12 protein-coding genes and 1 tRNA gene are annotated in these 12,088 nt (G+C 55.0%); 6 read left to right on the top strand and 7 right to left on the bottom strand.

The annotated features are described in order from the left end of the window. Positions 1–486: 486 nt before the first annotated feature. The 3 genes from JYG33_RS18495 to JYG33_RS18485 are packed head-to-tail and all read left to right on the top strand — an operon-like array spanning position 487 to position 4,230. The gene (locus JYG33_RS18495) at positions 487–1,536 is read left to right on the top strand and encodes an ABC transporter ATP-binding protein (protein WP_207873575.1); all 1,050 of its coding nucleotides are present in this window, start codon (positions 487–489) and stop codon (positions 1,534–1,536) included. Between the two features lie 5 nt (positions 1,537–1,541). Further along, positions 1,542–3,209, top strand: a complete 1,668-nt coding sequence (locus JYG33_RS18490; protein ID WP_207873574.1) for an iron ABC transporter permease — start codon at positions 1,542–1,544, stop codon at positions 3,207–3,209. Positions 3,210–3,225: 16 nt separating this feature from the next. Further along, positions 3,226–4,230 carry an extracellular solute-binding protein gene (locus JYG33_RS18485; RefSeq protein WP_207873573.1) on the top strand — a complete coding sequence of 335 codons (1,005 nt, stop codon included), beginning with the start codon at positions 3,226–3,228 and terminating at the stop codon, positions 4,228–4,230. 241 nt (positions 4,231–4,471) lie between these two features. Here JYG33_RS18485 and JYG33_RS18480 read toward each other — a convergent pair whose 3' ends face one another. Then, the gene (locus JYG33_RS18480) at positions 4,472–5,065 is read right to left on the bottom strand and encodes a phenylacetic acid degradation protein PaaY (protein WP_035271432.1); all 594 of its coding nucleotides are present in this window, start codon (positions 5,063–5,065) and stop codon (positions 4,472–4,474) included. Positions 5,066–5,174: 109 nt separating this feature from the next. Here JYG33_RS18480 and JYG33_RS18475 point away from each other — a divergent pair, with 109 nt between their 5' ends. The 3 genes from JYG33_RS18475 (at position 5,175) to JYG33_RS18465 (ending at position 7,936) form a co-directional block, all read left to right on the top strand. After that, on the top strand, positions 5,175–5,441 hold the full coding sequence (locus tag JYG33_RS18475) for a hypothetical protein (protein WP_207873572.1): 267 nt from the start codon (positions 5,175–5,177) through the stop codon (positions 5,439–5,441). A gap of 222 nt (positions 5,442–5,663) precedes the next feature. Further along, complete coding sequence (locus JYG33_RS18470; protein ID WP_207873571.1) at positions 5,664–6,734, top strand: nitrilase; 1,071 nt, start codon at positions 5,664–5,666, stop codon at positions 6,732–6,734. Positions 6,735–6,952: 218 nt separating this feature from the next. Next, the gene (locus JYG33_RS18465) at positions 6,953–7,936 is read left to right on the top strand and encodes a helix-turn-helix domain-containing protein (RefSeq protein ID WP_207873570.1); all 984 of its coding nucleotides are present in this window, start codon (positions 6,953–6,955) and stop codon (positions 7,934–7,936) included. On the opposite strand, the gene JYG33_RS18460 is transcribed toward JYG33_RS18465, so the two are convergent. From JYG33_RS18460 to JYG33_RS18435, 6 genes are all read right to left on the bottom strand, one after another. After that, a complete protein-coding gene (locus JYG33_RS18460) occupies positions 7,937–8,296 on the bottom strand; it encodes a hypothetical protein (RefSeq protein WP_207873569.1) in 360 nt (119 codons plus the stop codon). It abuts the gene before it with no gap. Positions 8,297–8,387: 91 nt separating this feature from the next. Then, positions 8,388–9,308 (bottom strand): prohibitin family protein, encoded by a 921-nt coding sequence (locus JYG33_RS18455; RefSeq protein ID WP_243430225.1) that lies wholly within the window; start codon positions 9,306–9,308, stop codon positions 8,388–8,390. Then, entirely contained in the window at positions 9,298–9,438 is a 141-nt protein-coding gene (locus JYG33_RS18450) for a hypothetical protein (RefSeq protein WP_207873568.1), read from the bottom strand. Before JYG33_RS18450 ends, JYG33_RS18455 begins: the two co-directional genes overlap by 11 nt. A gap of 173 nt (positions 9,439–9,611) precedes the next feature. Further along, positions 9,612–10,172 carry a hypothetical protein gene (locus JYG33_RS18445; protein ID WP_243430224.1) on the bottom strand — a complete coding sequence of 187 codons (561 nt, stop codon included), beginning with the start codon at positions 10,170–10,172 and terminating at the stop codon, positions 9,612–9,614. Between the two features lie 419 nt (positions 10,173–10,591). Continuing rightward, positions 10,592–10,684, bottom strand: a tRNA-Ser gene (locus JYG33_RS18440). A gap of 60 nt (positions 10,685–10,744) precedes the next feature. Next, on the bottom strand, positions 10,745–11,998 hold the full coding sequence (locus JYG33_RS18435) for an aspartate kinase (protein ID WP_153229374.1): 1,254 nt from the start codon (positions 11,996–11,998) through the stop codon (positions 10,745–10,747). Positions 11,999–12,088 lie beyond the last annotated feature (90 nt).

The raw sequence follows: 12,088 nt of genomic DNA, 5'->3' as shown, positions 1-12,088 counted from the left end.
TGTTCCACGCCTGATTAAACAGGATGAAAACCTGCTCTTTTATGTCCCTCTCCCATTCCCGCGCCCTGCAAGAAACTATCATTCTTTTTGGAACTCACTATAAGGGCCTTTATTTGACACAAGAAACCCCGGCCCGCACTAGACCGCTTTAGCGGAAAAAGCAAGACACATTACTACCACCTGATTATCGCAATATGATGCTTGTCCAACGAATTTTTTTTTGCTTGGTCACTGGGCAAGACCGGCCAGATCAGCCTTTGGGCTGGACTTAGACGCCTGATAATTAAAACTACAAGCATTGGCCTGCTGCTAAGATAGCAACTTCCTATAAAACTTGTCATTAACTTGTAATTAATGTTCGTGTTCACGCCACAGTGATGTTTGCGTCACTAATGGCCGCTGAACCACTTCTTTTTAAAGCCTAGGCAACCGCCCCCTTGATGCGCGGTTTACCTGCACTATTCAGTCCCAGGCTGATCTATCCCCATGGCAGAAATCCACATCGATCACGTAGTTAAACGCTACGGCAGCAATACCATCATCAATGAACTGAGCCTGCAAATCCGGCATGGCGAGTTCTTCACTTTATTAGGGCCCAGCGGCTGCGGAAAAACCACCTTGCTGCGCATGATTGCCGGTTTCATCATCCCCGATGAAGGCCGCCTGTTTCTGGACAAGGAAGACATTACCTACCTGCCCGCCCACAAGCGCGAGACCGGCATGGTGTTCCAGGACTACGCCCTGTTCCCCGATAAAACCGTGTTTGACAATGTGGCTTACGGCTTGCGGATTCGCAAGGTCAGCAGCAGCGATATCAAGAAAAAAGTAGCCTACATCCTGGACCGCGTGGAACTGGGCGGCATGGGCGAGCGTTACCCGGCAGAACTGTCCGGCGGCCAGCGCCAGCGTGTGGCCCTGGCCCGCGCCCTGGTCATTGAGCCCCGCGTTCTACTGATGGATGAGCCACTGTCCAACCTGGATGCCAAGCTGCGTATTCAGATGCGCCAGGTCATTCGCGAGTTGCAGCAGGAATCCAACATCACGGCGATTTTTGTGACGCATGATCAGGAAGAAGCCCTGTCCATGTCGGACCGCATTGCTTTGCTGCGTCAGGGCCGTATCGACCAGCTCGATACCCCCGAAGCCATGTATGCCACCCCACGCACCGCCTACGCCGCCGACTTTATTGGTGCTGCCAACCTGATCGACACCCTGGGCGTGCATGTGGAAGCGGGCCACACCACCGTCAGCATTGCGGGCGGACACATTCTGGTGAACAACTTGCCTCCTGCTGGCCAAGTGCTGCTGGCGGCACGTCCTGAAAACATCACCCTGCATACCGAAGCCCAGGCAGGCAGCATTCCTGCCCAGGTCGTCGCCCGCCAGTACCTGGGTACCAAAACGGCATACAGCCTGAAATTGAACGACGGCAAACAAATCATTGTCGACGTTGCTGCCGCCCAGGACCCGCATCTGTCTGCAGGCAGCTCGGTCAACCTGAGCTTTAGCCCTGAATGTCGTCTGGTCGAGGCGTAAGACCCATGGCTATTGCTGCAAGACCCCTGGCCCTTCGTTCTCCCTGGTTCCTGCCCGCCCTGGTTTGTCTGGTGGTGCTGTTCTTCTGGGTCGTCTGGCCACTCGCCTCTCTGTTCTATCAAAGCATTATCGACCCGGCCTCGGGTCGACCCAGCCTGCACGGTTTTGAAACCTTCTTTAGCGATCCGCGCTACGTAGAAGCCTTCTTCAACACCATCAAGCTGGGGCTGATCTCCACCATCGGCACCTTGCTGCTGGGCGCTCCCCTGGCCTATGTGGTGGCCCGCTACGATTTCCCCGGTAAAGCCATTGTGGCAATTCTGCCGCTGACCACCATTGTGCTGCCGGACATCATCGTCTCGCAGGCCTGGCTGATGTTGCTGGGCAATAACGGCGTGGTGCGTCTGGCGCTGGAAAGCATTGGGATTGATCTGCCCAGCTTCTATGGCTGGTTCGGCATGTCCTACGTGCTGATTCTGAACGATTACACCTACGTGTATATCGGCATGCTGGCTGCGCTGAAAGCCATTGACGGCACGCTGGAAGAAGCCGCCGTGAACCTGGGTGCCAGCAACTTCAAACGTGCGCTTAGCGTGACCTTCCCGGTACTGATGCCTGCCCTGCTGGTCAATGCCATGATTGTGTTCACGCTGGCCGTGGACAACTTCTCCATCCCCATGATTCTGGGCGGTCAGGTTGATGTGCTGTCCTCGCTGACCTACACCACCTTCCTGTCCGAAATGAGCGGCAACCCCACCATGCAAGGTGTGCTGGCCGTGGTGTCCGTAATTCTGGTCGGTGCGGTGCTGTTCATTCAGAAGCGGGTACTGGAGCGCAAGACCTTCCAGATGCAGCAAGGCCGTGCACCACGCCCGGTTCGTGCTCAAGGTCTGGCCGGTATCTTGCTGACCGTGGGCGCCGTTCTGTTTGTGACTTTCTCGCTGATCCCCGCCTTTATCGTGCTGATCGGTGCCTTCACCAAAGCCAGCGGTCCGGTCATGCAATACGGCACCTTCACCCTGGACAATATGGAGCGTGCCCTGCGCTACGCCCCTGAGCCCATCCTGAACTCGCTGATGCTGGCCAGTGTGGCCACCATTGCAGGCACCTGCTTTGCGACCGTCTGTAGTTACCTGATCGTGAAAAAACGCCTGTTCGTGGTGACGGCCCTGGACTATATGGTGATGCTGCCCCTGGCCATTTCCGGCACGGTGCTGGGTATTGCCCTGATTCAGACCTACAACAGCGGCATGCTGGTGCTGACCGGCACCTGGGTGATCATGGCCGGTGCGTACTTTGTGCGTAAAGTGCCCTTCTCCATCCGCTCGGCTTCGGCCTCGCTCTACAACATTCCCGACTCTATCGAAGAGGCCTCCATCAATCTGGGTGTCAGTCCCTTCCAGAGTTTCTTCAAAGTTGTTCTGCCCTTGATGAAGCCCGCCATTCTGGGCGCGGCCATTCTGATGTGGGTGACTTCGCTGGCTGAAATTTCCGCCACTATCGTGCTGTATTACGGTGGTATGGAGACCATGCCCATCCAGATGTTCCGTCAGATCGACGCTGGCTTTCTGGCCCGCGCGTCGGCTTACGGGGTGATCTTGATGGTCGTGATTCTGGTGCCGATTTATCTGGCTATCCGTTTTCTCAAGCTGGATCTGTTTTCCAGCCGCTAATCTAAAAAGGCTCACTATGCTGACTACACGTTTTCTGAAAACTGGTCTGGCACTCTCCCTCAGTGTCGGCGCCCTGTCTCTGTCCGGTACCGCTCTGGCCGCCAATGCAGTGATGTACACCCCGAACAATGTGCAAACCATTGATACGGCGCTGGAAATCGCTCGCAAGACGGCTTCTGACCTGTCCATTCAACAAGTGACCTCGGGCGCTGGCGCCTTGATGAAGCGTATCGAAGCCGAATCACAAAACCCGCTGGGTGATGTGGTCTGGGGCACTGGCTACGGCACCATGGCCGCTTTCCAGCAGAACTTCGAGGCTTACGAATCGCCCGAAAACAAGGCCATTCCTGAAGCCTTCCACGGCAAGGACAGCCTGTGGACCAGCTCCAATGCCCACGTCATGGTCATCATGGCCAACGACCGCCAACTGAAAGGCCTGGCCGCTCCCAAGACTTGGTCCGACCTGTTTGATCCGCAATGGAAAGGCAAAGTCATTATTGGTGACCCAGCCTCGTCGGGCAGTGCTTACGACCAGGTTTACGGCATCTACCAACTGTACGGCGCTGAAGGCCTGCAAAAGCTGGCAGCCAACGTGATCGTGTCCAAGAGTTCGGGCCAGGTCTACAAGAGCGTGGCTAACGGTGAGTATCCCTTGGGCGTGACCATGGAATACGCGGCTTACGCTTACGTGGCTGGTGGCCAGAAAGGCATTGAGCTGATCTACCCTGAAGACGGTACTTTCATCGCCCCCGAAGGCGTGGCTGTGATCAAGAACCCCAAGAACGGTCAGGAAGCGGCCCGCAAGCTGGTCGACGTTCTACTGTCCAAAGAAGTCCAGGAAGCTGAGCTGGTTGAGAACTTCCGCCGTCCTACCCGCAGCGACATCAATGTGGCCGAGCTGACCAAGTTGCCTAACCTGGATCAGATCAAAGTTGCCAATATTGATCCTTTGAAAGCCGCTGCCGAGTACGAAACCGTGATCGCAGCCTGGAAACAAGCCTTGACTGCGGCTGGCAAATAAGCAGGACAGGTTCGGAGTCGAACAGCAATGTGAGGAGGGCCTATGCCGCCCTCCTGCTGATCAGCACTGAATAGAAAAACCCCTTGATGCTGGATTCTCATCCGGCCCTCAAGGGGTTTTTTATTGCCTGGAATACGCGGGCAGAACTTGCGTCTGGCTGCACCTATCAAGCGTATCTCGACCGTCTTCACGACCAAACTGCACTACGCAGACAAGCAGCCTGAAGATAAACAGAGCAGCCTTATTTATCCACCGGATAAATCTGATCTTCACGCAAACGCGGGCGGTCCGCTTCCACTTCCGTCAAAGGCTCCACGCGCTGCATCGTTGCCAGGGAACGCTGAGCCAGACGCTGGTACATGCGCGTACCGAAGAATTTGCCATCAATGGCTTTCTGATCCAGCTCTTTGACAACGGTAGCCGGGGAACCCGCCACCAGACTGCGTGGGGGCACCTGCATGCCTTTCTTCACAAAAGCCATCGCACCGATAATGCTGTCTGCACCAATATCTGCCGCATCCATCACCACGGCATTCATACCCACCAGCACATTACGGCCAATGACGCAGCCGTGCAGCACGGCACCATGTCCAACGTGCCCGTCTTCGTGCACGACGGTGTCCTGATAAGGCGTCCCGTGGATGACACAGGTGTCCTGGATATTGGAACCGGCCTTCATGATGATGCGGCCAAAGTCTCCGCGCAGACTGGCCAGGGGGCCGATATATACACCCTCGCCAATAATGACGTCACCAATCAGTACAGCGGTAGGATGAACATAGGCCGTGGGATGAACCACGGGCACCAGGCCATCAATAGAATAAATATTTTGCATACCTGCCTCGTCCAAAGCCTGCACCCAGCCGACCAACCGCCCGGCCAAAAATACGATCATAGCTGCTACAGACCGATATAATGCGCCGTCCCCTTTCTTTTTGCATCCTATGAGCATGTTGTATTACTGGCTGGCTTTTTCCCTGGGCATGGTGTTTTACGCTGCCTACCTGTCCCAGTCCTTTCTGCTGTCGCAAGGCATGATCTACATGAAGGAAAAAGATCAATCGCCGTCTTTGCTCTGGCTGTTCACCCGCCTGATCGGTTTTATCCTGCGCACGATTCCCAGCCTGCTGATGCGGCCTGTGCCCCTGATCCTGTGGGTTGTTGGCCTTGGGCTGACGGTGCAATACAGTTTTTCCCTGCAGCCGGTCTGAGCAAGCAGATACCCTTTAGCAGAACACTCCCCTGAGCCTGGGCCACGTCCCTCTGGCTCCTTTTCTGGCCCCTGCGCTTGCGTCTCTCAGTCAAGCATTCTGCGCCTGCCAGTCAATTCACCAGCAACGCCCCCTCCTACACTGACGCAAACCATCAAGGCCGTGCACCTGATCTGCACGGTCTAGCGATCAGGATCGCGGATACCGCGACACGGAGGATGTATGCAGACAAGAAAAATCGTCAGGGCAGCAGCGGTACAAGCGGCCTCCCCCAACTACGATCTGGCCGTCGGCGTTGACAAGACTATTGAGCTGGCTCGCCAGGCTCGCGATGAAGGCTGCGACCTGATCGTGTTTGGTGAAACCTGGCTGCCTGGCTACCCTTTTCATGTGTGGCTGGGAGCCCCAGCCTGGTCCCTGAAGTACAGCGCACGCTACTTTGCCAACTCGCTGTCGCTGGACAGCGCCGAGTTCCGACGCATTGCAGAAGCTGCACGTAGCCTGGGCATCTTCATTGCCCTGGGCTATAGCGAGCGCAGCGGCGGCAGCCTGTATCTGGGCCAATGCCTGATCGACGACAAGGGCGAAATGCTGTGGTCGCGTCGCAAGCTAAAACCCACGCATGTAGAACGCACCGTCTTCGGTGAGGGCTATGCCCGTGACCTGATTGTGTCCGACACTGAACTAGGCCGAGTCGGCGCCCTGTGCTGCTGGGAGCATTTGTCCCCCTTGAGCAAATACGCGCTGTACTCCCAGCATGAAGCCATTCACCTGGCCGCCTGGCCCTCGTTTTCGCTGTACAGCGATCAGGCCCATGCTCTTAGCGCCAAGGTAAACATGGCTGCCTCGCAAATCTATTCGGTGGAAGGTCAGTGTTTTACCATCGCGGCTAGCAGCGTAGTCACCCAAGAGACGCTGGATATGCTGGAAGTGGGTGAGCACAATGCGGATTTGCTGAAAGTCGGTGGCGGCAGCTCCATGATTTTTTCCCCCGATGGGCGTACGCTGGCTCCCTATCTGCCACATGATGCGGAAGGCTTGATCATTGCCGACCTGAACATGGAAGAAATTGCCTACGCCAAGGCCATTAACGACCCTGTCGGGCACTACTCCAAACCCGAAGCGACTCGACTGATACTGGATTTGGGGCATCGCGAGCCCATGACTCGCGTGCATTCAAAAAGCGTACTCAAAGCGGAAACCCCGGATACGCCCATACAGAATGCCAGCGTTCAAATCACAGGCAATCAGCCTCAAGGTATGGACCACATGCTGCTGCAAGAGCCGTCTTAAGCTCCAGCACAGCAGGTCCAAACAGACCCACTGGCGGCCCTCCTCTTCACGACGCCTTCCCGACCAGATGCATCAGTTCGATGTCCTGGTCGGAAAATATCGTCACCTGGCGCTCGTTCTGGTCTGGCTCAAACCGCAGATCTTGCCCGATACTTAGTCGGATCGGCTGATGGCAGCCCCTGCCATCAGTCTTGGGATCCAAGACGGAGAGGTCATCAATGGAGCAATGGTCCACCACGGCAGTTCCCGCCATCCGGCGAGCGCCCTACTGGATAGAGGCGGTCAACCAGGCGTATGTGCAACTGGAATGTGCCGTCCCCCACCGCTCCTCAGACCCGTTTTTTGGTGCTATCACACGCCGGGAGCTGGCAGAGGTGAACCTGTCGCGCATCACCTCGACCGCCCAAACCGTACTGCGTACCCCGCAGCAAATCTCCAAAGCATCAGAAGATGTTTTTCTGCTCAGTATTCAATTAGCCGGAGCGGGTCAACTGGTTCAGGATCAAAAAATTGCACGCCTTAAGCCCGGCGAGTTGGCCCTGTACGATTCCACACGGCCTTACGAACTCTTGTTTGACCATCACTTTGAGCAGTACGTGCTCTCTTTGCCCGGCTCGCTCTTACGCAAACGATTGCGCAATGCCGAGGACATGACAGCCAGCAAAATCACCACGGCTCAATCGGGGACGGCGCGGCTGCTCTCCCGCATGATCACCGAGCTGATGGCTAGCCCACCGGCTGGCGGACCTGTTGTGGATATGGCTGTGGCAGATGGTCTGGTCAGCATTCTGGTCGCGACACTGGCCGAGAATATGGGCAGCCTGTCTTTGAAAGACGAAAGTGTTTCGCTACGATGCGACAGGATCAAAGCCTACGTGCTGGAGAACCTGCACGATCCGGAGTTGAGTATCAGCAAGATCGCCAAGCGTCTGAACCTGACAGCCAGCACGGTTCATAGGGCCTGGGAAGGCGAACCGGATACATTGAGCAAGTGGATGTGGTCCATGCGCCTGAAAGGGGCGGAGCAAGATTTGCACCGTCTGGCTTGTTCTGACAAGACCATCACGGAAATTGCCTACCACTGGGGTTTCAGCAGCTCTGCCCATTTCAGCCGGGCATTTCGGCAGCACTTCGGAGTGCCGCCTAAAGAGGCCCGCGCAGGACGGCGGGCCCTTTTTCAGTCGGATTCGAGACCGAGCTAATCAGGCAATTGCCTTGCCATCGTTCAAGGCCAGCAGGCCTTTGATCAGGCGGTACAAAATCCACACGCCAACAATTGCGATGGTCACAAAACCAACCAGAATGGCCATCAGCAAGAAGGACACGGCAACGCCCGCAAAGCCCCACCAGAAGGTGCGGATTTGCCAGTCAAAGTGAGACTCCAGATAGGTCCCCCGGACTTCATCGCGCTTGATGTAGTTGATGATGATGGCCACCAAGGCGGTGATACCACCAAACATGGACAAAATGTACAGCGCGTAAATGATAAGCGTCAGATTACGCAGGCTGACCAGTTGGTTTGTACCCTCGCCTTGTGGAACAGGGTTCATATCCTCATTCATCCGTATTACTCCTTGGAAAAACAAACGGTAGCGCTACGTGTGCCATAACGCTACCGAAGAAAACCTGCTCAGGTCAGTGACTGCTCAGAGATTAACGCAGTCCAATAAATGGCATGGCGGAACCGGGAACCAGACTTTCTGGCAACTTGCCGTCCCATTTCTCCACCGCATTCAAATTGACCAGATTGGTGTTCTGGGCCAATGCCTGGGCCTTGGCAGAAATAGCCTTGGCTTCAGCTTCACCACGCAGGCGAATACCATCGGCTTCGGCCATATAACGCTCACGCTGAGCACGGGCTTCGGCTTCAGCCTGCACCACTTGAATTTCAGCCTGAATAGAAGCCGTTTCTTTTTGTTGGCGGGTGGTTTCAATCTGAACCTGGGCCAACATACGGTTTTCAATCGACTGCTCGTAAGCCTTGGAGAAGGACACTTCCTCAACCTGCACACCCATCATTTGCAGCGGGGCAGACTCCAGGGTCACACGCATAGCTTCGTTGATGTCAGCGCCCAGTTTTTCACGGTTCTGAATCGACTGGGCTGCGGTGTATTTACCAAACACGTTCTTGATCACGTCAAGGGCTTTACGCTCCAGCAGACGGGCTTCCAGCGCTTCCAGCGAACCGTACTCGGAGTACAACTGAGCCACGTCGGTTTCAGGAACACGGTAAGTGACCGAGGCCACCATGGAGGCAGACTGCTGATCGAAACTGTACGCTTCCAACTGCATGCGCACCGTATGATCACGTACCGAAATTTTGCGTACGGTATCGAAGAACGGCACTTTAAAGTCCAGACCAGGTTCGGCCACGCGGACCAGTTTACCGTTACGCAGCACGACACCACGCTCGCCCTGGTCGACCTGCAAGAAAGAGCCCATGGAGGCCACAATCAGGATCAGGAAAATAACAACGGCACTACCCAGGAACGCCAGTCCCTTGGAGTAAGTAGCGCCACCTGCCGGTTTGGACCCGGCGGCCAGTTTCATTAAGGGGTTTTTATCAGTGCTCATCACGGCTTCCTTTACGTGGCTGTTGCGTCTTGTCTTTCAGTTGACGACGCTCAACCATCAGTTGCCGTATGCCTTTGGCAATTAGGTAAGCCAATACTGCAGCCCCTAACAAAATCAAGATGATACGCATGACGCTCCAGTCTTCCCACTAGATTTCAATTAGACGGCAATTATCCCCGATTCCTTCTGTCATGCTCAGAAAAGAAGCGTCAAATTATGACAAATGGACAATATTGCTGGTAACAAAATCTAAACAGGCGCTATTGCAGCGCCTGATGCCAGCAAACAGCCTGACTGACTGCCTTATTCCAGGGAGGCCAGCGCTGCATCCAGCTCGGCTAAATGTGCTTGTACGGGAGGCACGTCGCTACGAGTCGCAATCAAGCGCAGGATATGGTTTTTGCTGGTCTGAAAGGTGCGCATCAATTGCTCCAGCTCGGCCGTGGAATATTGACGGGCATTGTCACGCAAGGCCACTTCCAGGACATCCAGTTGCTCATAGACCGAGTCCAGATCTTCACGCTCTTGAATATAGAGGCGAGTCAACCAGATCTGTTGACCCAGGCTGCTCCATTGATCCAGGCTGACAAAGCCATGCTTTTGCGTCAGGCTGTTCAATTGGCGGTACAGGTCCGAACCACGCTCCATCTGCGTCACATCCAGCATGGGCGGCAAACCGTCTGGCAGACCACCATCCCACACCGGCTCGCTACGCTCTACGGTTTGCAGAACCGGCAAGATATCACGCAGGCTTTGCACATAACGAGTCACGACCTGCTCATCCAAGGCCAGCTCAGTCGAAGACGCCAAAAACGGCAAGCCCATCAAGGCTATGCCACAGATACAGAGGACTCGTTTAATCATCGCTCGCCCTAAAAAACAAGACTACCGTCTTGAACGACGCAAAACACATTGTTTGATTGTAAGCACGGGACTGGCTGCTTTTCTTTGCCTGTGCCAAAAACAACACAGCCTTTTCAGTCCTCAACAGTCTTGAGTTGAAAAGCCTTGCGCTCTGGAAATTACGTGCCGTTTTAAACGTATGCTATGCCTATGGTGCCGCGCTCAAGCCAGCCTGTGGAGACAGGGATAAAAAAGTAACAAATATTTTTTTTGTTCTTGTACTTGAAGAGGCTGCAACCCTGTCCAGATGGCGCTACATGTCCACTGACGATGCTCATAATTTCAAAACACCGACCGCATGCAAACGGTCCAAGCGACAGCTGGCAAAGTAACAGGCAATAAAAAAGCCCTTGAAAACAAGGGCTTAATTATTTTCTAGCTGGCGGAGACGGAGGGATTCGAACCCTCGATACGGGTATAAGCCGTATGCTCCCTTAGCAGGGGAGTACCTTCAACCTCTCGGCCACGTCTCCAGCTCTAGGAAAGAAGCTACTATAGCATTTATAAAAAACCAATGCAAATAGCAAAAGGGATTATTTTTCCTGATCCAGCTCGAAAGTCTTGTGCAGAGCACGTACAGCCAGTTCCATGTACTTGTCGGCAATGATGACCGAGGTCTTGATCTCGCTGGTGCTGATCATCTGGATGTTGATGCCCTCTTCGGACAAGGCACGGAACATGGAGCTGGCGATGCCAGCGTGGTTACGCATGCCGATACCGACGATGGACACTTTGCACACGGCTTCGTCAAACACGATTTCGCCAGCGCCCACAGCAGGACCAACCTGGTTCATCAACAATTCCTTGGTGCGCAGCGCGTCATTACGGCTGACGGTAAAGGAAAAGTCTGTGGTGCCTTGAACCGACAGGTTCTGCAAAATCATGTCGACTTCGATGTTGGCCGCTGCGATGGGGCCCAGAATGGAATAGGCCACGCCGGGGGTGTCGGGTACGGCACGCAGGGTGAACTTGGCTTCATCACGGCTGAAGGCGATGCCAGAGACAACGGCAGCTTCCATTTTTTGGTCTTCCTCGAAAGTAATCAGCGTGCCCGAAGACATTTCTTCTTCGAGCGGAATCATGGGGTCGGTCATGGAGGACAAGACGCGCACAGGCACCTTGTACTTGCCAGCAAATTCCACGGACCGGATTTGAAGAACTTTGGAGCCCAAAGAGGCCATTTCCAGCATTTCTTCAAAGGACAGCACTTTCATGCGACGGGCTTCTGGAACCACGCGCGGGTCAGTCGTGTAGACACCGTCCACATCGGTATAGATCAGGCATTCGCTGGCCTTCATGGCAGCGGCAACAGCCACTGCGGAAGTGTCCGAACCACCACGACCCAGGGTCGTGATATTGCCTTCATCATCCACACCCTGGAAGCCGGTCACAACGACCACACGGCCTGCGTCCAGATCCTGGCGAATGCGGGTGTCATCAATAGAACTAATGCGGGCACGTGTATAGGCATTGTCGGTCTTGACGGGAACTTGCCAACCAGCGTAGCTGCGGGCGGGAACGCCTTGGGCAGCCAAAGCCATGGCCAACAAAGCGCTACTGGCTTGTTCGCCCGTGGCAGCCAGCATATCCAGCTCACGCGGATCAGGCTGAATGCTCAGTTCTTTGGCCAGGCCCAGCAAACGGTTGGTTTCACCGGACATGGCCGAAGGAACCACCACAACTTGGTGCCCGGCGGCATGCCATTTGGCAACCCGACGCGCCACATTCTGGATGCGCTCGATCGAGCCCATCGACGTGCCGCCATATTTATGTACGATCAGGGACATCTTTTACTCTGCATCAAAGGGCTAAGGTCTGGGATAGACACAAAACCCAACTATTCTAACGACTTTCTGTGCCCCAAGCGCAGGCTCTAC

Source organism: Alcaligenes sp. SORT26, from assembly GCF_017377875.1.
Taxonomy (GTDB): Bacteria; Pseudomonadota; Gammaproteobacteria; order Burkholderiales; family Burkholderiaceae_B; genus Alcaligenes; species Alcaligenes parafaecalis.
This window is presented reverse-complemented; position numbering and strand designations above follow the sequence as displayed.